The sequence below is a fragment of the Prolinoborus fasciculus genome (assembly GCF_056724605.1).
This window is the reverse complement of the sequence record NZ_JBWZQN010000016.1, coordinates 30,317-55,011: the sequence shown is the minus strand read 5'-3', so window position 1 is coordinate 55,011 and position 24,695 is coordinate 30,317. Positions and strand designations below refer to the sequence as shown.

Annotated in this window: 27 protein-coding genes, 1 tRNA gene and 3 pseudogenes; 10 read left to right on the top strand and 21 right to left on the bottom strand. The window is 42.5% G+C overall.

Features of this window, described 5'->3' with window-relative positions; genetic code table 11:
* Positions 1-100 (top strand): annotated as a pseudogene (locus tag AC1P5O_RS05840) (IS1 family transposase); the annotation flags it as partial.
* A 113-nt stretch (positions 101-213) separates the two neighbouring features.
* Here AC1P5O_RS05840 and AC1P5O_RS05835 read toward each other — a convergent pair.
* The 3 genes from AC1P5O_RS05835 to crp all read right to left on the bottom strand — a co-directional run bounded on the left by AC1P5O_RS05835 (position 214) and on the right by crp (position 2,653).
* Positions 214-579: an antitoxin Xre/MbcA/ParS toxin-binding domain-containing protein gene (locus AC1P5O_RS05835; RefSeq protein ID WP_004280138.1), complete on the bottom strand. Its 366-nt coding sequence runs from the start codon at positions 577-579 to the stop codon at positions 214-216.
* Positions 580-722: 143 nt separating this feature from the next.
* On the bottom strand, positions 723-1,772 hold the full coding sequence (locus tag AC1P5O_RS05830) for an NADP(H)-dependent aldo-keto reductase (protein ID WP_004280140.1): 1,050 nt from the start codon (positions 1,770-1,772) through the stop codon (positions 723-725).
* Between the two features lie 173 nt (positions 1,773-1,945).
* Positions 1,946-2,653, bottom strand: coding sequence for a cAMP-activated global transcriptional regulator CRP (crp, locus tag AC1P5O_RS05825; protein WP_004280141.1), 708 nt, complete (start codon positions 2,651-2,653; stop codon positions 1,946-1,948).
* A gap of 147 nt (positions 2,654-2,800) precedes the next feature.
* On the opposite strand from crp, the gene AC1P5O_RS05820 reads away from it, so the two are divergent.
* On the top strand, positions 2,801-3,223 hold the full coding sequence (locus tag AC1P5O_RS05820; RefSeq protein ID WP_121979955.1) for an OsmC family protein: 423 nt from the start codon (positions 2,801-2,803) through the stop codon (positions 3,221-3,223).
* A 65-nt stretch (positions 3,224-3,288) separates the two neighbouring features.
* Here AC1P5O_RS05820 and AC1P5O_RS05815 read toward each other — a convergent pair whose 3' ends face one another.
* Positions 3,289-4,326, bottom strand: coding sequence for a metallophosphoesterase (locus tag AC1P5O_RS05815; protein WP_121979956.1), 1,038 nt, complete (start codon positions 4,324-4,326; stop codon positions 3,289-3,291).
* A 220-nt stretch (positions 4,327-4,546) separates the two neighbouring features.
* Between AC1P5O_RS05815 and AC1P5O_RS05810 the strand changes: the two are divergent.
* A pseudogene (locus tag AC1P5O_RS05810) lies at positions 4,547-5,077 on the top strand (transposase); the annotation flags it as partial.
* 168 nt (positions 5,078-5,245) lie between these two features.
* On the opposite strand, the gene AC1P5O_RS05805 reads toward AC1P5O_RS05810, so the two are convergent.
* The 4 genes from AC1P5O_RS05805 to AC1P5O_RS05790 all read right to left on the bottom strand — a co-directional run bounded on the left by AC1P5O_RS05805 (position 5,246) and on the right by AC1P5O_RS05790 (position 7,806).
* Positions 5,246-6,028, bottom strand: a complete 783-nt coding sequence (locus tag AC1P5O_RS05805; protein WP_071850361.1) for a sulfite exporter TauE/SafE family protein — start codon at positions 6,026-6,028, stop codon at positions 5,246-5,248.
* Positions 6,029-6,096: 68 nt separating this feature from the next.
* Positions 6,097-6,969 (bottom strand): MBL fold metallo-hydrolase, encoded by an 873-nt coding sequence (locus AC1P5O_RS05800; protein WP_005262089.1) that lies wholly within the window; start codon positions 6,967-6,969, stop codon positions 6,097-6,099.
* 2 nt (positions 6,970-6,971) lie between these two features.
* Positions 6,972-7,388: a DUF6691 family protein gene (locus AC1P5O_RS05795; protein WP_004646572.1), complete on the bottom strand. Its 417-nt coding sequence runs from the start codon at positions 7,386-7,388 to the stop codon at positions 6,972-6,974.
* A 1-nt stretch (position 7,389) separates the two neighbouring features.
* The gene (locus AC1P5O_RS05790) at positions 7,390-7,806 is read right to left on the bottom strand and encodes a YeeE/YedE family protein (RefSeq protein WP_005251416.1); all 417 of its coding nucleotides are present in this window, start codon (positions 7,804-7,806) and stop codon (positions 7,390-7,392) included.
* 120 nt (positions 7,807-7,926) lie between these two features.
* Here AC1P5O_RS05790 and AC1P5O_RS05785 point away from each other — a divergent pair, with 120 nt between their 5' ends.
* Positions 7,927-8,247, top strand: coding sequence for an ArsR/SmtB family transcription factor (locus AC1P5O_RS05785; protein ID WP_071850363.1), 321 nt, complete (start codon positions 7,927-7,929; stop codon positions 8,245-8,247).
* On the opposite strand, the gene AC1P5O_RS05780 is transcribed toward AC1P5O_RS05785, so the two are convergent.
* The 4 genes from AC1P5O_RS05780 to AC1P5O_RS05765 all read right to left on the bottom strand — a co-directional run bounded on the left by AC1P5O_RS05780 (position 8,244) and on the right by AC1P5O_RS05765 (position 11,277).
* Positions 8,244-8,606, bottom strand: coding sequence for a YidH family protein (locus AC1P5O_RS05780; protein WP_004646570.1), 363 nt, complete (start codon positions 8,604-8,606; stop codon positions 8,244-8,246). The two genes, AC1P5O_RS05785 and AC1P5O_RS05780, sit on opposite strands and share 4 nt — an antisense overlap.
* A 107-nt stretch (positions 8,607-8,713) precedes the next feature.
* Entirely contained in the window at positions 8,714-9,454 is a 741-nt protein-coding gene (gene dsbG / locus AC1P5O_RS05775) for a thiol:disulfide interchange protein DsbG (RefSeq protein ID WP_499005862.1), read from the bottom strand.
* An 18-nt stretch (positions 9,455-9,472) separates the two neighbouring features.
* Positions 9,473-10,321, bottom strand: a complete 849-nt coding sequence (locus AC1P5O_RS05770) for a TlpA disulfide reductase family protein (protein WP_071850365.1) — start codon at positions 10,319-10,321, stop codon at positions 9,473-9,475.
* The gene (locus AC1P5O_RS05765; protein ID WP_228284855.1) at positions 10,318-11,277 is read right to left on the bottom strand and encodes a cytochrome c biogenesis protein CcdA; all 960 of its coding nucleotides are present in this window, start codon (positions 11,275-11,277) and stop codon (positions 10,318-10,320) included. Before AC1P5O_RS05765 ends, AC1P5O_RS05770 begins: the two co-directional genes overlap by 4 nt.
* Here AC1P5O_RS05765 and AC1P5O_RS05760 point away from each other — a divergent pair.
* From AC1P5O_RS05760 to AC1P5O_RS05745, 4 genes and pseudogenes are all read left to right on the top strand, one after another.
* The gene (locus AC1P5O_RS05760) at positions 11,259-11,384 is read left to right on the top strand and encodes a winged helix-turn-helix domain-containing protein (protein WP_499005859.1); all 126 of its coding nucleotides are present in this window, start codon (positions 11,259-11,261) and stop codon (positions 11,382-11,384) included. The genes AC1P5O_RS05765 and AC1P5O_RS05760 overlap by 19 nt on opposite strands.
* A complete protein-coding gene (locus AC1P5O_RS05755) occupies positions 11,377-12,756 on the top strand; it encodes an ATP-binding protein (protein ID WP_121979957.1) in 1,380 nt (459 codons plus the stop codon). Before AC1P5O_RS05760 ends, AC1P5O_RS05755 begins: the two co-directional genes overlap by 8 nt.
* Positions 12,757-13,039: 283 nt before the next feature.
* Positions 13,040-13,186, top strand: a pseudogene (locus AC1P5O_RS05750) (IS5/IS1182 family transposase); the annotation flags it as partial.
* A gap of 174 nt (positions 13,187-13,360) precedes the next feature.
* Positions 13,361-14,344 (top strand): potassium channel family protein, encoded by a 984-nt coding sequence (locus tag AC1P5O_RS05745; protein WP_004280160.1) that lies wholly within the window; start codon positions 13,361-13,363, stop codon positions 14,342-14,344.
* A gap of 114 nt (positions 14,345-14,458) precedes the next feature.
* On the opposite strand, the gene AC1P5O_RS05740 is transcribed toward AC1P5O_RS05745, so the two are convergent.
* From AC1P5O_RS05740 to arsC, 6 genes are all read right to left on the bottom strand, one after another.
* Positions 14,459-15,520, bottom strand: a complete 1,062-nt coding sequence (locus AC1P5O_RS05740) for an ArsO family NAD(P)H-dependent flavin-containing monooxygenase (protein ID WP_071850368.1) — start codon at positions 15,518-15,520, stop codon at positions 14,459-14,461.
* 141 nt (positions 15,521-15,661) lie between these two features.
* A complete protein-coding gene (gene arsH, locus AC1P5O_RS05735; RefSeq protein WP_004280163.1) occupies positions 15,662-16,366 on the bottom strand; it encodes an arsenical resistance protein ArsH in 705 nt (234 codons plus the stop codon).
* Positions 16,367-16,370: 4 nt separating this feature from the next.
* Entirely contained in the window at positions 16,371-17,411 is a 1,041-nt protein-coding gene (gene arsB / locus AC1P5O_RS05730) for an ACR3 family arsenite efflux transporter (protein ID WP_071850369.1), read from the bottom strand.
* Between the two features lie 5 nt (positions 17,412-17,416).
* The gene (locus AC1P5O_RS05725; RefSeq protein ID WP_004646560.1) at positions 17,417-17,890 is read right to left on the bottom strand and encodes an arsenate reductase ArsC; all 474 of its coding nucleotides are present in this window, start codon (positions 17,888-17,890) and stop codon (positions 17,417-17,419) included.
* A 6-nt stretch (positions 17,891-17,896) separates the two neighbouring features.
* On the bottom strand, positions 17,897-18,217 hold the full coding sequence (locus AC1P5O_RS05720; protein ID WP_004646559.1) for a metalloregulator ArsR/SmtB family transcription factor: 321 nt from the start codon (positions 18,215-18,217) through the stop codon (positions 17,897-17,899).
* 208 nt (positions 18,218-18,425) lie between these two features.
* The gene (arsC, locus tag AC1P5O_RS05715; protein WP_004646558.1) at positions 18,426-18,860 is read right to left on the bottom strand and encodes an arsenate reductase (glutaredoxin); all 435 of its coding nucleotides are present in this window, start codon (positions 18,858-18,860) and stop codon (positions 18,426-18,428) included.
* Positions 18,861-19,350: 490 nt separating this feature from the next.
* Between arsC and AC1P5O_RS05710 the strand changes: the two genes are divergently transcribed.
* Positions 19,351-19,641 (top strand): hypothetical protein, encoded by a 291-nt coding sequence (locus AC1P5O_RS05710; protein ID WP_004646557.1) that lies wholly within the window; start codon positions 19,351-19,353, stop codon positions 19,639-19,641.
* A gap of 859 nt (positions 19,642-20,500) precedes the next feature.
* Positions 20,501-21,445: a sensor domain-containing diguanylate cyclase gene (locus AC1P5O_RS05705; RefSeq protein WP_004646556.1), complete on the top strand. Its 945-nt coding sequence runs from the start codon at positions 20,501-20,503 to the stop codon at positions 21,443-21,445.
* Between the two features lie 630 nt (positions 21,446-22,075).
* On the opposite strand, the gene AC1P5O_RS05700 is transcribed toward AC1P5O_RS05705, so the two are convergent.
* From AC1P5O_RS05700 to AC1P5O_RS05690, 3 genes are all read right to left on the bottom strand, one after another.
* Complete coding sequence (locus AC1P5O_RS05700) at positions 22,076-22,492, bottom strand: hypothetical protein (RefSeq protein ID WP_228127478.1); 417 nt, start codon at positions 22,490-22,492, stop codon at positions 22,076-22,078.
* A gap of 76 nt (positions 22,493-22,568) precedes the next feature.
* Positions 22,569-22,645: transfer RNA gene (locus tag AC1P5O_RS05695), tRNA-Val, on the bottom strand.
* 47 nt (positions 22,646-22,692) lie between these two features.
* Entirely contained in the window at positions 22,693-24,687 is a 1,995-nt protein-coding gene (locus AC1P5O_RS05690) for a transglutaminase TgpA family protein (protein ID WP_121979712.1), read from the bottom strand.
* Between the last annotated feature and the right edge of the window lie 8 nt (positions 24,688-24,695).

The following is a 24,695-nucleotide window of genomic DNA, read 5'->3' as shown; positions in this document are numbered from 1 at the left end:
GCGTGGATTTAGGAGAAGTTGCAACTTTTCTAAAAAGCTCGAAAATCATTTTAAAGCCTTTGATTTGACTTTCTTTTACCTTAATAACGGATTTGTTTAACGCCAGCATACTTTTTGAAACACCACCGAATTTTTAAGGTGAAGATAAACAATTCATATTTTATTTAATTTACTCTGCTATTTTTCAGCTTAGTAGAGAATAGAGAGATATTTTTAGTACGGTTGCAACCTTCCTAGTAATCGCAATACTTCACTCAAACCATGTTCTGTTTGCATTAGAGATCTTGGCGTTTGCTGATCCAAAAGCTTGTTAGGTGAATTGATAAACTGCCGCATCCAGCTCAAGTCTCCACCATGCAAGCTAAATAACTTTTGATAGATATTTACTAAAGCTATAGCTTTTTCGCCTGCTGTAGTATCTGGTTCTAATTCTTTTTCATTTATAACCAGAGATAATTCCGCCTCAGATAAACCCAGAATCAATGCAAGTTCGAATTCTTTCAGTTGCAACTGCTCAGCTAAGTTGAATACTGCTATAGCTAATACTTGGGATTTAGAAATACCTGTTTCACTATTCATTTTTATCAAATCATCTTGATGCGTCTTATTTCGATTATGCTGCTTTTATTGTTTTCCGGCCATGTTGTTTATCATCAAATTTAATTTCTCATAAAATTAAAACACCCTCGCTTGGAGGGTGCTTTAAAATAACAACACCATGATTATGGTGCCGGATTCGGTTGCTGACGGTGAATTGCCTCAATACCTTTCAGTATTTCCTCAGACAGATCAATTTCAAATGCCTGAATATTTTCTTTCAGCTGATCCAGATTGGTGGCACCAATAATCGTACTGGTCACAAAGAACTGCTGCTTGATAAAGGCCAAAGCCAATTGGGTAAGACTTAAGCCATGCTGTTCTGCCAGCTGGGCATATTGCTCGGTTGCCCATTCACTTTGCGGATTGCTATAACGGCTAAAGCGGGAGAACAGTGTTACACGCGCATTGGCAGGACGTGCACCATGCCGGAATTTACCGGTCAGATAACCAAATGCCAAAGGTGAATACGCCAACAAGCCCACACCTTCATAATGGGCAATTTCTGACATGCCGATTTCATAAGTACGGTTCAGCAGGTTATATGGGTTTTGTACACTGACAAATTTGGACAAACCTAATTTCTCTGCGAGGTGCAGAAATTTCATCGTGCCCCACGGGGTTTCATTGGAAAGACCAATATAACGGATACGGCCTTTTTTAATTTCATCCTGCAAGGCGGTCAGGGTTTCTTCGAGATCTGTCACGGTACGGTCTTCTGCCGCTTCAGCATTGCCATAACCCAGCTTGCCAAAGAAATTGGTTGGGCGTTGCGGCCAGTGCAGCTGATACAGGTCAATATAATCCGTTTGCAGGCGTGACAATGACTGGTCAATTGCTGCTGAAATTTCATCGGCAACGAAACGGGTTTTACCATCCCGGATATGGCTACCACCTTGCGAGGGTCCGGCAATTTTTGAGGCTAAAAAAAGTTTGTCACGGCCACCACGGGCAGCGATCCAGTTCCCGATAATACGCTCGGTAGCACCCTGCGTTTCAGGTTTTGGCGGTACCGGGTACATTTCCGCAGTATCCCAGAAATACACTCCCTGATCTAAAGCATAATCCAGTTGCTGAAAAGCCTGTTCTTGTGTGTTCTGCTCACCAAAGGTCATGGTGCCCAAACAAATTTCTGGCAAAAAAATGCCGGTATCCGCCAATGGTCTGAATTGCATAAAAACATCCTGTGAATTTTATTCAGTGAATTGAGATCAAGTGGGCTATAGCCTATCGGAATTATAAGGGAGACTTAAATCATCTTTTCTGAGAAGCTTGTTCTAAATTTTTATGTATTGAGTAATGACGCATAAAAAAAGCAAATCCGAAGATTTGCTTTTTAATATCTGGATTATTCGTCTATGGCACCATCTGCCACTGCTTCAGATGCTTCTTCTAATGAAGCATCAAAGATCAGGATGGCTTTACCATCGGTTTCGATCATGCCCTGCTCTTCCAGGGTTTTTAGTACACGTCCGACCATTTCGCGGGAACAGCCAACAATGCGACCAATTTCCTGACGGGTAATACGAATCTGACGGCCATTCGGCAAAATCATCGCTTCTGGCTGTGAAGACAGGTCGATCAGACAACGTGCAATCCGGCCTGAAACATCAATAAATGCCAGATCAGTAACTTTACGTGTGGTATTTTTCAAACGACGTACTAATTGAGCAAATACCGCATAGCTCAGATCAGGATATTGCTTGCTGATTTCGTGAAAGTTTTCATAGGTAATTTCGGCAATTTCACACACATCACGCGTACGAACTTCCGCAGTACGTTGTGGATTAACCTCGAATAGACCCATTTCCCCAAAGAAGTCACCCGCATTTAAATAAGCCACGACAATTTCACGATCATCATCTTCACGAAGAATGATAGATACAGACCCCTTCAGAATTAAATATAAAGATTTAGATTCTGATCCTGCATCAATGATCGTGGTACGTTTTGGATAACGATTAATATATGCACGTTTTAACAGTGCTTTCACGGATTCTGGTAATTGCCCCGGAGAAAGCGCATCAGTGCTTAATTGTGAAAAGTTTGAAGTCATGCTAACAGTTCCGATTATGGATAATTTATAGATCGCACAAGACCTAATGTGAACTTGTCACACAGTGGGATTGAAATTCCGTATCAACCCAATTTATGTTAGTGTACAGTTACTTGACAAATTTATAGCTTTTTTTAGGTAGTTTCAATGCAAACAAGCGTTCATTGGTTAGAGAATGTTGCTTTTAAAGCAAAAACTCAAAGTGGTCATACTATTATCATGGATGGTTCAGCTGAATACGGTGGTGAAAACCGTGGTCCTCGTCCAATGGAGCTACTTTTAACTGGTCTGGGCGGCTGTGCGTCTTTTGATATTGTTACCATTTTAAAGAAGGCTCGTCAGGATATTACCGATGTACGCTGCGAATTAAAGGCTGAACGTGCAGATACAATTCCGGCAGTATTCACGAAAATTCACTTGCATTTTGTAGTGACCGGCAAAGCGATTAAAGAGAAACAGGTCGCAAAAGCCGTAGAACTTTCTGCTGAAAAATATTGCTCTGCCAGCAAAATGCTGTCTGATGGCGGTGTTGAAATCACCCATGATTATGAAATAATCGAAGCAGAATAAAATCTAGATTCTGTAAAAAAGCGGCTGGAAAAGCTGCTTTTTTTGTATCAGAAAATTGCCTTTTCTCAGAACCGCTGAACTGAATACTGATTGCCATCTTCAAAGCTCAAGATATTTTCTGGAAATCTTAAGGCGCCGAGTCGATGTCTGAACGCGACACCCTGTTGACGATCGAGATAGCGTTTACCCACTGAATAATCCACACAAAATACGTTTTGTTGCTGTCCATACCATTGCAGTGCATCGATCGATTTGAGTAAACCGGTTTTTTCTTCAGTAGATTTAAAGTTCCGCCAATAATGTCCAGTAATGACTGGAATTTGGTCGGTATAGCTGTCCCACCATGGCACGCGGTCGATCATCCGCCACCTTCCACCGGCATAAATCGGTTCTAAGGCGATTTTTTCCGCACCAGAAGTAATGACCCGAATCGGATTGTGCATTTGCTCACGTAGCTCTTTTTCTGCGAGATGTTGCAATAAAGGTAAAGTTGCAGCCGGGTCTTTGAACTGGTGTTGGTAGCGTTGCTGCTCTATCTGGATGAATTCATTAATACCTAAGGCTTGCAGATCCAGCGCTGTATGTTGAACGAAATCAGCATAGGCTTCGCCAAGCGAAGTAAAACCAGAATTGCGTAATTGATCAATTGATCCTTGATGCCAACAGGCATGTACAACACGCAGCTGCTCCGACTCCAAGGCCAACGGTAAGCTATTTAAAAAATCCAGAATCCATTGTCGATCTTTGATTGAGGCTTGGATCGAATCAAAAGGTTTCAGATCATCCTGATGCGGTGAACCAAAAAACCAGCCATTGCCTTCCCGCAAAGTATCGGTCAATAGGTTCAATTCATGATTACCCATCACACATTGTGCATAGCCTTCATCTACCAGCTGTTTGACGCGTTTGATCACCGCAACACTGTCTTGCCCCCGGTCACATAGATCACCGACAAAAATTAGTTTGCGCTGTTCTGGATGATGACCATTCCGGTCATAACCTAATACCTGGATCAGTCGTTCCAGCGCGGCAATCTCACCATGAATATCCCCTACGATATCCACGGGACCAGTGAAAGCCTGCTGTATAAATGAGTACTTCATTTATGCATCCTGAATTAAGTCTAAAACAGAATATATCCCTAATAAGTATCCTTTAAATTTATGAAGATCTGAATACAGAATGAATCATCATTTAAATAATTTAACCCGAATCACGGATAAGAAATTGACTTGAAAAATAAGAGGACTAGAGCCATCAGTTGAGTTACCAAACCAAACTCACAACTCTAGTCCTGATGTTCAATAGTACCGATTCTGCTTAATTGATGATTTCTTTCTTAAATTTGAAGCAACTTATTGGAAGTTCCTCAAACAAAGTCATCATTCTCTAAGAATCAGAAATGCTCAGCTCACAATTTCAGAAATCTGCTTTATCACCATTTGGTACAAATGTTCTCATTTCAATAATTTCAAAGCCTTTTTTACATGGCTAAAGCTGGATAAAAGCTTTTTATTTAAGCACTTGCCTTGCTGCCAACGCATGATTCACTTGATCAATAGGCATGAATTAGCACTACATGCCCTGTATGTAGCTTTGATGAAAGGCAAAGATAAACAATACTTATAGATTGATTCAACAACGCTACCTGTTTGTAAAAATCAACGTATTCAATGCCATAAATCATTAGCCCAAATCGCATCACGTGGCAAAAGTTCTATGGGTTGGTTTTATGGCTGTAAATTACATATCGTGATGAACCAATTTGGTGAAATTAGTTGTTCTGCTTTATCGAATGGACATGTTGCTGACATAAAAATGGTTGAGCAATTGGTTGATGGTTTTGCATCGCTTCAAACAGTTCATTTACGCTGACTTCCTGAATCCGGCTTTTTGCATTCTGGATCAATTGCTCTGCAGTTTTCATCATTTTCATTCTTCCTCGGCCATTAAAATTATATTTTGTATAAACGATGCTCAGGTAGATTGAAAGCGTTTGAGTTTAAATTTCCAACTGGCTATTTAGCCCATGAGCGCTGAATAGATTAAATACATCGCCACCCCAACCACGGTAGTGGCAAATATTTTCTGTACCTTGTTACTGTCAATCCGCTGCATCAGACTGCGTCCAATTAACATCCCGACAATACAGGCCAGGACAAAGGTCAGCGTAACCGAAACAGGATATTGAAAGCCATCCAGCACGTGTGCAGAAATACTGACCCCACCAATCAGGAAAATAATCATCAGGGAAGTCGCAACGATACTGCGCATATCAAGGTCGGTGAATTTACGCAGGGCTGGAACAATTACAAAACCACCCCCCACCCCCAACAGACCGGTTAATAAACCTGCCACAACACCAATACCTGCTAGGAACGAAGCAGTTTTGACATTCCAGATCAGACGACCGGTCGATTGATTGACCTTGCACGGTGCATTGCCATGATCGGTCACTTTATTAAAAAAGATCCGGTAAGCCACGATCAGCATGACCAGACTGAAAGCCAGCGTCAGCCAGACCGGAGAAACGATATCGGCCAGATGCACGCCATAACGCGCTGTAGGAATACTAATGAGAGCAATCCAGAGGGCAGCGCGATAACGTACAATACGCTTGAACAAACCCTCGAACGTTCCGACCAAGGCCGACAGCGTGACCGCAAGCAATCCCACCGGCGCAGCCTGGGCCACCGTCCAACCCTGGGTCGTCATCAGTGCAGGTACAGCCAGAATACCGCCACCGGCACCGGTCAAACCCAATAGCACTCCGATAACTAGCCCTTCAAGTATTAATGCCCACATCGCCCTCTCCCTTATCCACAAAAATGATTCAATAAAGGTTGAACTTTTTGTTGAATCACGACACAAGCTTATTTGAAGTAGTTAAGAGGAAGCTTGAGGTAAGAAACACCGTTTTGTTCTGGCTCAGGAAACTGTCCTGCTTTCATATTGATCTGAATCGCCGGTAGAATCAGCTTAGGCATACTCAGTCCTGAATCCCGCTGATTTCGCATCTGAGCAAATTCAGCTTTACTGATTCCCTGATGAATATGGATATTCTGTTTTTTCTGCGTCTGTATATCAGATTCACACACATACGATTCACGTGTTTCAGGCAGATAGTCATGACATAAAAAGACCCGGGTATCTTCTGGCAACTGAAACAGGCTTTGCACCGAATCATAAAGCTGTTCTGCGCTGCCTCGCGGAAAATCACAACGTGCTGTACCATAATCTGGCATGAACAACGTATCACCCACAAAAACCGCATCGCCAATCACATAACTCAGGCAAGCAGGCGTATGTCCCGGTGTTGGAATGTTATAGGCTTTCAATGTTCCAATTTGGAACGACTCATGATCTTCAAATAAATAATCAAAGAGCTGCTGAGCATTCCATTGTTTAATATCCAGATGATAAATCGCGCCAAAAGTTTCCTGAACAATACCAATTTTCTGGCTCATGGCAATTTTGCCACCCAGTTCTTCTTTGAGATATTGCGCTGCAGTTAAATGATCAGCATGGACATGGGTTTCGAGAATCCACTCGACCGTTAAACCCTGCTCTTTAATATAGGCAATAATTTTATCGGCATGAATAGTGGATGTACTTGCTGATGCCGGATCATAATCCAGAACGCTATCAATAATGGCGCAGGCTTTGGTCGCCGGATCACGTACAACATAACTGAAGGTATTGGTATCTTCGTGAAAAAAATCTTTTACTATAGGTAAATTTGACATCGTTAAGCTCCTGACCATTTACGGTGAATCCATACACCCACCAGCATTGCTACAATAAAATAGAGCACTTGATAGTGGCCCAAACCGATCAAAGTGAAACTTGGCGCCGGACAGATGCCGGCAATGCCCCAACCTGCACCAAATAAAACCGCACCCGTGATCAGCTTCTTATCTATCTGATTATTTTTAGGTAAATCAATAGGTTCATTAAATACTGTTTTCGGTTGCGCCGTACGTAATGCTTTCTGGAAGGGAATAAAGGCCACAGTAATCGCGCCCATCATCACAAAGGCCAGACTGGCATCCCAATCGCCAAACAGATCCAGGAAATCGAGTACTTTTTCCGGATTGGACATGCCCGATACCATCAATCCCACAGAGAACAGCGCACCAAATAAAAAGGCAAACACATTTTTCATTTTAGAATGCTCCTGTGATATGACGGATAATATAAACAGCGACAAAACCTGCAAACATAAAAGTCATGGTCGCGATGATAGAACGCTTAGACAGCCGACTAATGCCACAAATTCCGTGACCACTGGTACAGCCCGAACCCAAACGTGTCCCAAAGCCTACCAGCAGACCTGCCACAATCATCATCAATGGGCTGGCATTCAATTCGATTTCAGGTTGTACAAACAGACCATAAATAAACGGTGTAATGATCAAGCCTGATAAAAACCAGATCGCAGGCGTTTTAAATACGGTTTTTGGGTTTAATACCTGCCCAACCAAACCACTGATTCCTGCAATACGGCCATTGACATACAGATAGCCGACCACTGAAAGTCCGAGCATTAAACCGCCAATAAATGCGATGAGGAAGTCATGCATGGTGAATCAATCTCTATACAATATACTTTTTTATATTATATATTAAAAAATAATAATCAAGCAGTTTTGTGGTAAATTGTGTAAACTGCATGGGTTACATCAAAGGTTTCAAGGACATCTATGGATATGATTGCTGCAAATGCCAAAATTGATTTTTCACAGGTCGATTTCGTCAGCCAATGCCTAAAAGTTTTAGCCAATCCTGATCGTCTGAAAATCTTATGTGTCCTGGTTGACGGGGAAATGAATGTTCAGGAAATTGAAGAATCTGCCGATATTCATCAACCTACACTTTCACAACAGCTGACTGTACTGCGTAAGGCCGACATGGTTGGCACCCGACGTGAGGGCAAACAGATTTTCTATCGTCTGAGTGACCCCAAGGTCTTGAGCCTGATGCAAAAGCTGTACGAGCTGTATTGCGCCCAGCCCTCTTCTTAGTGCAGCCAAAAAGAAATGATCAGAAGCAGTCCGCTAAAAGCAGTAAACAGATTTAGCCATACGGGATACTGGGTGTAATAACCTTCAATAAATTCCGGCGGTCGCAGTGATGTCAAACCCCGTCGATATTGCAGGATTGAGGCGAAATTCACCAACATACCAAATACAATCACCGCAATTCCCAACCATTGTGAATAAGCTATTTTCTGTGCATAAGTGTCTGGGTCCACCAGTTGCACTAGCAGGTTGGATTTTTCAATCACAAAACCAAAAGCAATTAATGCCAAACCACTCCGGTTCCACGCCAGAGCGGTTCGTTCCAAAGCAAGCAGTACCCGTGGATCATCCAAATTTGACATATCTTATCTGCTCTTCATGCTTAGCCTATCCACCAATGTAAATCTGCCTCCCTATCATGTATAGATGTTTTAAGTAAAAATTACTTTTCTATCATGTAGTTAAAATATTATTGTTCAAAAATTTCCTTGACATCCATCGCCAGGCCTTGAGCAGATTTAAATTCACCCTGATTGTTTTTCCAGACCATCGACGGTGTGGAGAAAAAGCCGTATTTCCCCATTAGGGCCTGGTTGGCATCAATTTTTGCAGCAATTTCGACAGGAATCTTTTCCATTTTCTTGAGCTGCTTTTTGCCTTTATTCTTGTTTATATCATTAAAAACTGCCGCTGGATCTTTCGAATTCAATAGTGTTGCCACCTGGCCACGGCTTTCTTCACGGATCACACCGACCTGAATATGACGCAGCTGTACCTTCCCTGATTCTACCCAAGGTCGGGCCGCCTGCCAGAATTTATAACAATATGGACAATTTGGATCGGAAAAGACATAGACCACACGTGGTGCATCTGGCTTGTCATCCTGGATCCAGGTGGATTTTTCCAGGGTTTTCCAGACATCGTCCAATACCGCTTTTTTCATATGCTTTTCAATCTGCTCATTGGACAGGCTTTTCCCTTGTGCATCAAACAGTTCGCCCTTGATATAATATTTGTCATCGTTGGAGATAAATACCGTATTGGAGTATTGGTCTTCATGCCCCACCCAGCCGGTCATTCCTTGCGGTGCCGGAATCTGTTTTACAAACACAAAGCCCTGTTTTTCAATATGCTGTTTAATATTTGCCTGTGTGTGCATGCTCATGATCAGGAACATGCCTGCACCAAGCACCTGGTAAATTTTGTTCATACTGAGTCCTTCCATTTTTTAAGGTTGATCTGAAATTCTATTTAAATATTGCTGCAACATAGCCGGACTGAGTTCCCCCATATGCCGCTCGACCAGCTGGCCTTGAGCATTAAAAAACAGCGTCGTTGGCAGACCAAAACTATTCAGCTGCTGTGGTAGTTCACCATATGGGTCCAGCAGGACATGTTTAAATTGAAACTGATGTTTTCTTAAATAGGCATTTACGGTGGCTACCTCCTCACCCTGATTCAGCATGACAAAATTCACTTGAGGATGCTGCTTGGCTGCTTTGGCCAACACCGGCATTTCGCGGTGACACGGCGGACACCAGCTCGCCCACAAATTAATTACCGTGGGCTGGCCAACGAATTGGCTGAGTGGAATCTTGTCTGTACCCAGACGCTCCTGTTCTAGTCCAGCAAAGGCTAGATCAGGAAACGCTGCTTCAGTTTTTAGACTGGATTTGAACGCGAGTCCAAGCCCGATCCAGAGTACAAAGATGATCAACAAGATGGCTTTGAATCGGGTCTGCAACTGTCTGTTTCGAATGACATACCACAAAGCACCAATCAGCACCCCTCCCCATAAATGGAAACCTTTGTCCTGGATTTTCAGTATGTCGATGGGTGCTGCAAAATACAGCTCGGCATTGAGCAGAACGAAAACAAGACGTGCACCCAGCATCCCCAGCAAAAAACTGCTCCAGAGCAAATCCTGACTTTGTCCAAGCAGTTGTTTAGACCATGAATACTTTCTGGCTAATCCAAACAAAACAGCAGATAACAGCATCAAGCCAGTGGCAACAATTATGAGTGTCCAGGGCAACATCAAAGGTCCCAGATGTAGCGCATCACTTGAAATCATCATGGTTGTTCCCCTTGCAGTTGCTGCAATTTACCGAGCAAATGTGTTGCGCTAAAAGTTCCTGTCAAGCGCAACTCGCGCTGTTCCTGATGTGCGGCATTTAAAAATATAAAGGTGGGCGGACCGAGGATTTGCCATTCTTTTAGCAGCTCATCCTGACTTGGATGATAGTGGGTCAGGTCTAATTTGATACGAACCACATTTTGTAAAGCCGCTTGGACATCACTACGTGGAATCACTTCCTTTTCAATCGGTTGACAGGCCACACACCAGTCTGCATAGACATCAATCACCACCGGCTGTGCAGGATGTTTGGCTAAAACCTGTTGCAATTGTGCGGCTGTACTGACTCTCTGCCATTCAAGCCGTGATTTCACATGGGCGACCTGTACCTGACTCCAGACATGATAGAGCTGCATGCCTCCTGCATAGACCAGTAAACCACTGAGCAGCATCAGGACTATTTTCGATACAGACCGATGCACATGAGGCAGCATCTTGAACAAGAAGTAGCCTGAACAGGTGATCAGTACCACACCCAAAAGGCCCAGGTATAAAATGCCGGGCAATAATGGAGGGGCGAAATACAAGGCCAGAGCCAACATGACAAAGCCAAAACTAAACTTCAGGCGATCCATCCAGATGCCAGGTTTGGGTAAAAGATGGGACCCAAATACGGCAGCAATAAATAGCGGCAAGCCCAGCCCAAGGCCTAAGACGAACAGATAACTAGCTCCCAGCATCGGTTGATTGAGCTGAGACACATAGATTAAGGCACCGGCCAACGGCGCACTCATACATGGCCCGACAATCAGTGCAGCGATCATGCCCATAAGACCGGCACCAATCAGCGTGCCACCCTTCTGCTTTTGCTGCCATTGATCCAGACGCTGTAACATGCCTTTAGGTAAGGACAGCTGAAATGCTCCAAACAGATTAAATGCGAACAAAACAAACAAAGAATGTACAGATTTATCACCTGAGACAAAAACTGCATCCAGATTTAATTCAGACCATTCGTGGTGTGGGATATATTTTTAAACCGTTTGAGCAGCGTCATGTTTAGTCACAGCTTGAAATGGCGTTTGGTCATGAGTCTTTTGGCCGTGTTTATTGTGCTGTGGAGTGCAGTATTTTCATGGCTGTATATTGACCTGAAACAGCGTTTACAAGACACACTGGATCAACGCTTATCGGCATCTGCACAAATGGTTGCCCGGCTGATTCAGCAGTTACCGCTGGATAGTCTAGGGGATGCAACCTTATCCAAATTAGCCAAGAATGATGATGCAAACCAGTTAATTGCCTGTGAAGTTTCTCTTTTTAGCTCTGACATCTCGTTAGGTAATCAGGTGATTGCCAAAACACGCGGTGCCCCCCAAAATTTAAGCCAGCGACCAGAAGGATTCAGCACCTGGCAGCAGGGTGATACGGAATGGCGCAGTTATGTTCTGCGTCGTGGCGATATTCAGGTGGTGGCAGCAGAACGTATGTTCTTGAGGGATACCTTACTACAGCAGATTCTGCAGTCCGTACTGATTCCCTTGGTCTTCTCACTGCTGATCTGTATTGCCCTGATCGTTTTTATTATCCGCCGACAGTTCCGGTCTTTGGATCAGCTCAGTCAATACCTGAACCAGAAAAACCTTAGCTATTCAGAGGTGGCAGATTTTTTAATACAGCTCAAGCCTGCAAGTATTCCCCAAGAAGTACAGCCTTTTGTCAACAATTCCACGCAGTTGATTCAAAAACTCAATGACAGTCTGCAACAGGAGAAAGCCTTTAGTGCCTATGCTGCACATGAATTACGCAGTCCCCTGACTGCAATTAAAACCCATGTACAACTGGCCCAGCTGATCGGTCAGCAGCAGCACCTGCCTGAATCCATTCAGCATAATTTGCAGCAGGCCAATGAGAGTATCCGGCGTTATACGCTGTTACTCGAGCAGCTTTTATTGCTGACCCAATCAGAAAACAGTATCCAGGCAATGCCTGAGGCCATCTGGCTTCGCCCCACACTTGAGAAAGTTCTTGCAGACTTAGGTACACGCTATCCAGAAATGAACAAAAAAATACAAGTAAACTGGGACAACTTGGGCGAAATTCAGCTGCCTGAATTTGTGCTGTATACCGTACTGAAAAATCTGCTTGAAAATGCCCTGCTGCATGCACAGGCTGCCCATATCTGGATTTCCATGCAGTCTGGTTGCCTAGTGATTGAAGATGATGGACAGCAACTGACAGCACAGGATATCCAACATTTAGGACAACGCTTCTGGCGCAAATCTGCTCAGCAGCACGGCCATGGTTTAGGACTGGCATTGACCGCTAACCTGTTAAAACAGTATGGCTATCAGCTCTCTTTCAATGCCCGACAGCCCTATGGGCTTCGCATTGAAATCAATTCAATACAATCGAAAACCCTAGAGATTTTTTGAAATAAAAATTCTTACTTTTCAACATCCAATAAAGATATCACCAATTCAAATCACTTCCTTTGTTTATACAAATAACTTTTTCTTCAACAAAAACCTTCTCTGTATTCTCAAGTTTATGAGCAGGCGATCACAACGCACTTTTAATTTTTAGCATAGAAACAGGTATAAAAATAATAAGACCCCTCTATGAAAACAAAAATGCCAGAGAAAAAAGATCACTTGATGCAACTAGGCCTGTCACCAATTAGCTTAAAAAAATCTAATCTGTCCTCATTATTTTTTCATGACTAAACGCTATGCATTAAGAGATGATCAGTGGGAACAGATTAAGGATCTGTTGCCCGGACGAGCAAGTACTGTTTGAGTAACTGCCAAAGACAACAGGGTATTTGTTGAAGCAGTATTGTATCGGTATCGTTCAAGTATTCCGTAGTGAGATTTACCAGAATGCTTTGGGGATTTTAGAGTCGTGCACACTCGCTTTAGCCCTAAAAATCCAGGATAATCACCACCCCACAATTCTGATTAATTTTTTAAAAATTTCCTTTCGATGGCCGGGCTTGCGCTAAACTCAAAGCATCTTATCGCACCGTAATGCACTGTTATGGAATTCAAGGCCTGGTATAAGCTTCGCAGATTTATTTATGACAATTTGCATAATGAAGAACACGAAAGCATCTTAAGTCGCGTCATCAATATATTTCTGATTATATTGATTATTGGGAATACTGCTGCCGTTTTACTTGAATCAATCAATGACCTCTATCAATCCTATCAGCTGCTGTTTGATGCCTTTGAATTATTCTCGATCTTTATTTTTACCCTGGAATATTTATTAAGATTTTGGGCCATTGCGGAAAAAGACCCCTTTGAAGGTGCATGGAAAAACCGATGGTTATGGATCCGTAGTGGCGGTGCCATCATTGACCTGTTGGCGATTCTCCCGGCCTATATTAACTTCTTTGTGCATCTCGATTTACGCTTCCTGCGAATCCTTCGATTATTCAGATTACTCAAATTAACCCGTTATTTCGTCTCCCTGCAGATTTTATTGCGGGTGATCAAGCGCGAAAAGGGCTCATTTCAGGCGGTTATTTTTATCCTGCTGATCATGATCATCATCGCGGCGGCTGGAGTATATGTGGTTGAAAATAAGGCTCAACCAGAAGTCTTTAGCTCCATCCCTGCATCCATGTGGTGGGCAGTGGTGACACTGACCACAGTCGGCTATGGCGATGTGACACCAATCACCCCCTTAGGCCGCTTTCTAGGGGCTTTAATTACTATTTTAGGGGTGGGTCTGGCAGCGCTTCCTGCGGGTATTCTGGCAAATGGTCTGGCCAATGAGCTGAGACAGCGCAAGCACAAACTGGAATTAAGATTTCGTGAACTGCTCGATGATGCAGAAATTGACTTAATTGAAGATCAAGAAAAAATTGAAATTTTACGTAAAGAAGTCGGACTGAGCAAAGAACAAATGCAGGATATCCTGTTAGAACTTATTCATGAGCGTAAGAAAGAACAACTCGAGCAGGAAAAAAACAAATATTTCTTCTGTCCACATTGTGGGCATAAGTTACCTGATTAAATTCGAACGTCAATGCAAGCGTATCATCACGAGCATCAGACCATCGGGTATGACGCTCGTTGCAGACAGATACTATTCACTCAATCCACTCGACTGAATCAGGATCAAATCCTCTCAGGCCAAAAATGCAGCGATGTCTTCCGCTACTGCCCGAGCTGTCCGGGAAACCCCGACCAGCGTGGCCGAAGCAGCACCTGTCCATTCTCCATAGCCCACCAGCCATAAATTTGGTACCTGAACAGAGCGGCCATTCTGAACCGCAATGGTCTGGTCCGGCTGGATAATTCCGAGGCTGCTGAGGTGATTCAGCGCCGCCTTAAATCCTGTACACCAGATCACCACATCCACATGCGCTGTGCTGCCATCTTCCCAAATCACGCCATGTTCTGTAAAAGCTGAAAATGGACGCCTGCTCTGCAAAATGCCTCGCTCACGTGCATCTTTAACTGAATCAATCATGACAATATCACCCACCCCCCCAATGGGCTGCTCAATCTTTCTACCTTCCTGCTGGGCTTTCAGGCGCTCAGTCGCCCTTAAGAACAGGACACGGCCATCGACATCATCTGCCAGAAACTGCGGCGGTGTCTGGGTGATCCAAAGCGTTTCGGCCACCTGAGATACTTCTGCCAAGATTTGTGCACCAGAGTTACCGCCACCCACCACCATGACTTTCTTGGTTTTAAATAACTCAGCATTTTTATAATCTGCGGAATGCAGTTGTACGCCCTGAAAATGCTCACGGCCGGCATACTCGGGAATAAATGGTTGGCTCCATGTCCCTGTAGCGCTTACCACCGCTTTGGCTTTCCAGGATTGTTCCCCGGCATAAACCTCTAAATACTGGCCCTTACTTTCCACGCGTTCCACACGCACCGGACGAACTACAGGAAAGTGATAGCGCTGCTCATAGGCGGTCAAATAATCGATCACCTCATTGCGGGTCGGATAGGTCTGTTCGGTCGCCGGCATCATCCAGCCTGACAGCGAACTCCAGCTATTCGGGGAGAAAAGGCGCAAGGACTCCCAGGCATGCTGCCAGGCACCTCCAGGCTGAGGCTGATCATCTAGGATGATAAACGGAATGTTCTTACGCTTTAAGAAATAAGCCGTGGACAAACCGGCCTGTCCACCACCGATGATGATCACATCAACTTCAGCTTGTAATTGAGCCAAAATATTTCCCCCCTTCTTTATTGTCATCAAATAAAAACCCAGCCTGCTTATCAGACTGGGCGTATTTCATAAAATTTTCAAGCGTTTAAATTAGCCTTCCATTGCTCAAGATACTTTTCAGTCTCTCTGATCACCTAGAATTTATAAACTACGCTGATTTACCCGTTTGGAAAGCTCTTCAGCCGATTCCTTGCGTTCCGAATAACGGTTGGTCAAATAAGCACTTTGCCCACGGGTTAGTAAAGTAAACTTATACAGTTCTTCCATCACATCGACAATCCGGTCATAGAATGCTGATGGCTTCATTCGTCCATCTTCTTCAAATTCCAGGAATGCTTTTGGAATTGAAGACTGATTTGGAATCGTGATCATCCGCATCCAACGCCCCAAAACACGCATCTGGTTCAGACTATTAAAGGACTGTGATCCCCCACTGACTTGCATCAAGGCAAGGGTTTTTCCCTGAGTGGCACGAATTGCACCCCCTGCCAGAGGAATCCAGTCAATCTGGGATTTAAAGATGGAACTCATAGAACCATGGCGTTCCGGTGAACACCACACCATACCTTCAGCCCATGCCAGAAGCTCATGCAGTTCTTTTACTTTTGGATGTTCAGTATCAGCATCTTCCGGTAAAGGTAGCCCTTTGGGATGGAAGATTTTGACTTCTGCCCCAAAATATTCAAGGATTCGACCAGCTTCAAGAACTGCAAGGCGACTGTAAGAACGTTCCCGATTAGACCCATAGAGCAGTAAAATCCGAGGAGGATGAGCTAGTTCTTTGGCTTGGACTTTTTCAAAGGTGGGTTGTTCAATAAGATTTGGATCTACGTTAGGCAGGTTCATCGGATCAAGCCTCTTTAAAATATTTCTTTCTTAGCCACAGTGAAACACTCACTAAAGCAATTAACACAGGTACTTCAACCAATGGCCCAATAATCGTGGTAAAAGCAACCGGCGAAGCGATACCAAAAGTTGCAATAGCGACTGCAAGTGATAATTCAAAATTATTTCCAGCCGCAGTAAATGAGATTGCAGCAGTTTTTGGATAATCATTGCCCATCCATTTACTCATAAAGAAGCTAATAAAGAACATGGCCACAAAGTAAATGATTAAAGGAATCGCGATGCGTAAAACTTCCAGTGGAAGACTTACGACATCCCCCCCTTTTAAGCTAAACATCGCCAAAATCGTAAACAGCAAAGCCATCAAACTCAGCGGGCTGATTTTTGGAATGAACTTGTTTTGATACCATTCTACGCCTTTTTGTTTCACCAAAATTAAGCGCGTTAAGAAACCCAATAAGAACGGAATTCCAAGATAAACCAGAACAGCATGGGTAATGGTCCAGAAGCTAAGATTGATCACTTGAGCTTCAATACCAAAATATGGCGGAAGGAAGGTCAGGAATAACCAGGCATAGGTACTGAAGAATAAAATCTGGAAAATACTGTTAAACGCCACCAATGCTGCAACATATTGGTTATCACCACAGGCCAGACCATTCCACACCAGTACCATGGCGATACATCGAGCTAAACCAATCAGGATCACGCCTGTCATATACTCTGGATAGCTATGCAAAGAAATCACAGCCAACGCAAACATCAGTACCGGAGCAATCAACCAGTTTTGAATTAAAGATAGCGTCAGGGTTTTCTTATCCTTAAACACTTGCGGCAAGGTCGCATAATCCACTTTTGCCAGGGGTGGATACATCATCAGAATCAGACCAATCGCGATTGGAATATTGACTGAATTAATACTGAATTGATCCAGAGCAACCGATGCTTGAGGAAAAAAGTTTCCTATGGCGATGCCTAACGCCATGGCAATAAAAATCCAGAGCGTCAGGTTGCGATCTAAAAAGGACATGCGTTTTTCAGACATGTGACTTACTCAACATTCGAAATTTGATTAATCGCTGCAATCAATTGCGAGCGAGAAAGCTCATTTACGTTAAGTTTAAACAAAGCATCCAGGCGACGATTGATATGTTCAACAGTGCTCATAAAGGCTTTCATTTTTTCTTCTTTATCCACCTCTAAATGGGACGGATCAGACAGGCCCCAGTGCGCCTTGATCGCTCCGCCAAGATAAAGAGGACACGCTTCCTGTGCTGCCGCATCACAGACGGTAATCACCACGTCTAGCTGATACTGTTCACAGGCATCAATGCTTTTGCTGGATAAGCCTTCAGTCGACAAGCCCAGATTGTGCAGGGTTTCAAGCGTCAAGGGATGCACCTGACCGGAAGGTTTGCTGCCGGCACTGTAAGCGACCCAGCCTTCTGGCGCACGGCTATTGAACAACACTTCAGAGAGAATGCTGCGGCAACTGTTCCCCGTACATAAAAACAAAAATTTCATGAAAACTTACTCGCAATGGCTCTGAATCGATAGAGCGGAAGAATCAAATAAAACCGGAACCTCACTAGCTTTTAGCACGTCCAGAATTTCAAAACACCAGGCCGGCAATTGCTGATTAATGCTGTAGTACACCCACTGGCTTTGCCGGCGATCGTTGAGTAAACCACAAGAACGTAACAAGGCCAGATGACGTGAAATTTTCGGCTGGCTTAACTGCAGTTTATCGGTCAGATCACAGACGCATTGCTCTTTGTTTTGTGCAATTAGCAGGACAATACTGAGACGTGTTTCATCAGATAAACATTTAAAAAACTGAACGTGGTCCATAATTGCTCCCATTTTTTATGCAAATATACACATATCCATATATATGGTAAAGATGACCTGTCAAAAATGATATCCAGATCAGAATATGCCTACCAGAAAGCGCTCGCTTGAACAATTTCCCGCTTTTTCCGATATAGATCATCGTCAATGTGTTTTTCAGATAAAAAAGCTCCAATCAAGTTGAAGCTTTTTCGCATGGGGGGACACTTTATTTTACCCGATTGCCCTGTTCATCCACGATGATTTCACCGTCTTCTTTGGCAAAGGCTTTTAATTGTGGCAAAGGCAGAATATCCAGTACCACTTCCGATGGACGGCATAATCGGGTTCCAAACTCGGTAACCACCAACGGGCGATTGATCAGGATCGGATGTTGCAGCATGGCATCCAGCAGTTTCTCATCGCTCCAGCCGGCATCATCCAGATTCAGCTCGGTGTAGGGATCGACATTTTTACGGAGCACTTCACGAACCGTCAAACCGGCATCCCGAATCATGTTGACCAGCTGATCTTTCGAGGGTGGCGTAAGCAGATATTCGATCACTTCCGGCTCAATTCCCGCATTGCGAATTAACGCCAGCGTATTGCGTGAGGTGCCACAGGCCGGGTTATGATAAATTTGGACTTTTGGCATTTGATTCATGAGCTTCCCTCTTATCGACGAATCATAGCTTTATATATGAATATACGCATATTCGCAATATAAAATATATGTGCTTTATGAATACAATCTGAGATGGGGACTCCAAAACCATTGGAAACAGTTTTAAAATGAGGCTGTCTTATGTCTAGGATACTGGGAGCAGTCCAGTTGATCCGGATGCTTATTACGGAGACATGCAATCTGATGACATTATTATGGTTCGTTACGGTGATGATGCTACTTTCAAAAATTAGTTATTGAGACAAATGGAAAAAGATATCTTCAGGCTCTAAGTCCAGAGTTCAAGCCAAATATTATTGAGTTAAACAACCAATGTATATTTGTAGGTCAGGTAGTTAACTGTATACGCTATGTTTATCGAGCGAGAACAAGATTTAGAAAGAATTAACAAAAGCCAATATATTCAGCGTTGTCTAAATTGATAAAATCGCCGTTTTCTACAGAAAATTTAAGATTGTTAAGGATTGAAGTGAATATTCAAAATGATTTACCAGAACTAAGTAATTACAGTGAGTTAAGCAGTAAAGAGCAATTAACTATCCATCAAATCCTTATTTCGTACGTACGCTCAGATCACCTCTATAATATTATCTTGACCCATAATGTTGAACCTTACGACTTAGTTAAACTTGTAAGTATTAGTTTTGAGAATAGAGATGCTGCTATCTGGGTTCATTTTGAAACTATTACAGCTGAGAGACTGACAATGCCTCTCGATTTTATTTCAAGAATAGAAGTATGTAATTACGAAGTTTTTTAAGACTAGAATCGAGTCCCCCTAGCGGGGGGATTTATGTTAAATAAGATCTAAGACAAAATAGAAATACTCCTGGTAACATACATAAGAAGCCAGCAGCTTTTGCAGCCATATAATTCTTGACCTTTTTATGGGAAATATGTGGTCTAAAAATTATCCCTGTAAAACATCATATAAATCCTATAATTATTAGAAACGATGACATGATTTTAATCACTTATTTTTCTAAGTTCATATTAAACAATCCGATATGTACGAGTTCTCTTTTATAAGATTCTCTATATAATTCAAAGTTAAATAACAATAAACTTTATATTTTTTCTTATATGTGAAGCTTATCCCAAAAAATTTAAAGGAAACTATATACCAGCTCTTATAAGATTGTCCCCCCCAATGCGTACAATGAAGATAAACTGTTGAATGATTTGGATAAATCACTAAATTAATATAAATATTATTATAATATAAAGGGTTAGACACTTTTCCTTTCGACTTTACAATTTCCTTTCGTTGTTAATAATTAAGATACATTTAAAATGCTTCTTTAGAACTATAATTTTGAAAATTTTTTGGTAGCTTCGATTCATTATGACTTTTTATATATTTCTAATACTTATGAATATCGCAGCTATAATGGCAGTGATTGCATTTTTTCATAAGTAATAAGAAAATTACATCTTGGTATTTCTAACCGCAGGCTAATTTTAAATTTCATTATAAAAATAAATTTCTTTAAGTATTATTTTTAGTATAAATTTCACACATTTCTATATAATACCTATTTTAGGCTCCCGTTTATAAGAATTACTCATATATTGGGTATTTCGCATATATATTCTTACTGTTGCAGTAGGTTCACTTCATGAATAATATTAACTTTAATAACTTTGAAGAAGCTGGCCAAGCCATTTTAAAATTCTTATCTCAACGCTTTGGCTTCAAATTGTGGATGATTACTCGTACTGAGGGTGACGACTGGATTGTATTATTGAGTGAAGATAATGGCTATAACGTTAAGCCCGGACAAGTATTTCATTGGGCAGACTCATTCTGCTCACACATGGTACAAAGTAATATGCCTCGTATTGCTCCCTATTCACCTGATATTCAAGTTTACGCAGATGCACCTATAAATCACCTAGTCTCAATTAAAGCCTATATCGGCCAACCTCTGTATAAAGAAGATGGCTCTCTTTTTGGCACTCTATGTGCAATTGATCCCGAACCTCAACCTAAAATTCTTGTTGAAGATGCTCCATTATTCGAGTTGATAGCAAAGGTACTCAGTTATACGATTCAAGCTGATATGAAAGCTGCTGAGTACATACGTAAAGCTGAGCGTTTTGAAATAGAAGCAATGTCCGACCCAATGACTGGACTTTTCAACCGTCGTGCTTGGGATGAGCTTATTATCAAAGAGGAAGAGCGCTGTAAGCGTTATGGTCACCCTACTGCTATTCTTATGATAGACCTTAATGATCTTAAGATCACAAATGATACTCTGGGTCATGCTGCAGGTGATGAGCTCATTCAAAGAATGGCTTTAGCTCTCAAAAACACGGTACGTAGTAATGATATTATCGCTCGCTTAGGAGGTGATGAGTTTGCTGTGATGACCATTGAAACTAACTTAGAGCATGCGAAGAAGCTTGCATCAAGAATTCAAAATACTTTTACAAAAGTTGGAATTAGTGCTGCAATTGGCTTTGCAATGCGTAATCCAACCTTTGGGTTAGCTGAAGCTATCAAAGAAGCAGATGCAAAGATGTATCAGAATAAAGTTATGGTCAAATCGAGTAGCCATTAATTAAACTACTTACCCGATGCAGTCTTTGTATCTGGTAAGGCCTTATCTACAATCTGAAGATGTACTATTGAAATAATTCAATACAACCGAAAACCCTAGAGATTTTTTTGAAATAAAAACTATTATTTTTCATATCATTAAGAGCTTTAATCCGTTTTAATTCTGCACTTAGCCCTATCAAAATTGCGACTTTTCCAACAAAAATCCTGCAGTTTATTCCCAGGTTTTTGATCAAACGGTTAGGATCAACAATTTACTTTTATCATGAAGACTGATTATAAAAATAATAAAAGTCCATGCCAAAAAACCTTAAGTTCGCCAGCGAGCGCCGTAGTGACCAACGTAAAAAAGTCATACAAGCCGAAATGCTGCAGGCCCAAACATTTATACAGATCTATCTGCTCTTACCCTTCTTCTTTAAGGCATATCAGCATCAGCAACATCTTACGATGCGCAAACCCTAGAAGATGTCATCTAGCATGAAGCAAGCGCTGTGCGTGATAAAAAATTGACTGAACCTACACTGCGAATCTGCCTGTAGCTGATCAGCCTATTCCAGCCGAGTACAACGCAAGTGCAGCACTTCAATCAATTTATTAATTTGCGGAACTTTGAGCTGAAATATTTAAGCTAAATGTCATGAATAGACATATCTGCCAGTGCACCAAACTTTTCATCAAACGGCGCTAATTGTTCTTTGACGTATTTGGATCCGCGAAGTTTACGGCCATGCTTATCATAGTATTTATGAAAAAGTGTTTTGAAGGGATAGTACTGTTTTATGCTCAAGTCTTCCGCCATCTGATTGACCTTCGCTTCAAGCATCTTTTGAGCTACCCCTTGCTCACATTCTTTTGCGGTATCACGAGTTGCTGAAGAACGTTTTCCATTGATCATTAGTTCAATGTAGTAGGCCGAACCGCGCTTTCTGGGCTTGGGTAATTTCATGACGTAATTTCCAAAATTCTTGACGTAAACTTGACGTAAATTTAACGGCAATAACTGCATAAAATACGGGTTTTGCAGATAGTGCGGATAACGGCTCACTTTACTCAAGGCATTAAAAAAAGGCTTTAAGCTACTGTTTTCGCTTAAAACCCTTATAACATAACGTTTAGAATCTTGGTAGGTATAAGCAGACTCGAACTGCTGACCTCTACGATGTCAACGTAGCGCTCTAACCAACTGAGCTATACACCTAGAATGCTTGGCATATTATAAATTTTTCCGACCGAAAACAAGCCTTTTCATTTAGTTTTTAAAACGTCCGCGCAAGTTTTAAGCAAATCCTTGAATTTTTTCAATTCTTGTTCAGTTATTGGGGTTCCCGAATAAAGATTTTTTTCAAAAACCTGTATAGCTTGAATAAAGGCAGTCTGGTTTTCAATCTGAACCTGTTGAGATAAACGCTGCATCCAGTGATGAAAAGTTTCAGCAGACTGTTTTTTGAGATCGTCAGCTAAAGATTGATTCAGCTGCTGAATAGCGCGATCTAATGGAGATTGAGCCTGTCGGGCTTTCAGATAAATTCTGAAGACATAGGCCAAAATCAGTAGCACAATATTGCCCAGCAAAATTATGACACTCGAATAAACTGAACCGAGTCCTAATTTTGATAACCAGCTCTGTTGTGATTCTGCATTATAACCCACCACCTTACTTTGCCATTGGTAGATGGCATAATCGCTCCAAACGCGTAGTTTGGTGACCCATAGATTATGCTGCGAGTTCCAGGTCGACTGATTTGCCGATACCCATGCATCCTGAGAAAGCAGATTTTGCATGCCATCATCTATACGCTGTGGAGCGATCATCGCGGTTGGATCAAAGCGTTGCCATCTCTGGTCAATCCAGACTTCTGTCCAGGCATGAGCATCCATTTGTCGGACTTCCCAGCTCATGCGATCTGGTGCCAACTCCCCACCCTGATAGCCGGTGACGACCCGTGCAGGAATCCCGACATAACGCATCAACATCACGAAACTCGAGGCATAGTGTTCACAAAAACCTTGCCGGGAATTAAACAGGAATTCATCAATCCGGTTTTGCCCCAGTTGGCCCGGCTTCAGGGTATAAATAAAGTTATTCTGCTGATACCAATTCAAGACTTGCTGCACATAACGCCGAGGATCTTCCGCACTTTGCGCATATAGACGTTGTGCTAATTGTTGCGCTCTCGGGTCAAGTCGGCGCTGCACCTGAGTATTCGTTCTTTCGATATATTGCGTTGGCAAAGCCTGAGGATCATATGCTGTCCCGACCCACTGTAACGAAATCGGTTCAACACGTTGCGTGAGCCGTCTCGGCACAATGCTCCAATCCTGACGGTTATAATAACGGCGTTCCACAGGTATCGATTTTTCCAACCCCATGATCCAGAACACCGAAGGATCCGCAGCCAGATATTGGTAGTTCCAGCCTGTAGGTACGGGTGAAGTATCCATCGGTTGTCGCATTAAAGGCTGCTGATTGACGAAACTGCTGGTCCAGCGTTGCCCATCATATTCATCTAGCACCAACGCTCGCCAATAGAGTTCTGAGCGTGGCGGAAGCTTGCTGATATCACCAATAATCCGGAAAGCAAGGGCACTGGATTGGGATAATTCAGCAATATCCCCAGGTGACATACTATCGCCAATGCCGGTCACACCCTTATTTTCAGGAATGGGAATATGCCAAAGTGGTGGCAAGCGCGGAAAGAAAATAAACAGCAAGATAAAAAATGGAACAGCGTACAAGATAAACTTGCCCACATGTTTGGCATCCTGTTGCAATGCTGCGCGCTGAGTGATCTGCTCCTGCTCAAAATCGCTAGTCTGAATCCGGTACAAACCAATCAGACAGCTGATTAAACACAGCACGATCACAATCGCCATCCCAAAAGATTGGCTATATAGGAATGAGCTGGCAGCAACAAACAGGGCAAAATTAAACAGAATAATCAGGTCACGTTTATTTTTACTTTCCAGTGATTTAGCAAATAAAAAAGTAGATAAAACTGCTACCCCAGCCTCAACACCAATAAAACTATGATGGCTCAAATAAATACTGCCGAGTGCCAAAGCCGTCAGTAGAAAAGTGCCCGTTTTGGGAAATGGCTGCTGACGTTTCAGGAAAATCCAGATACATACAATACTAATCGCAAAAATAATACTGAGTAGAACCGGAATAAATGCCATCTGGGCGATGAGAATCAGGCCCAAAGTCAACACAATCGAGGTACGGATTTTTGCATTGATCATGAATTTAC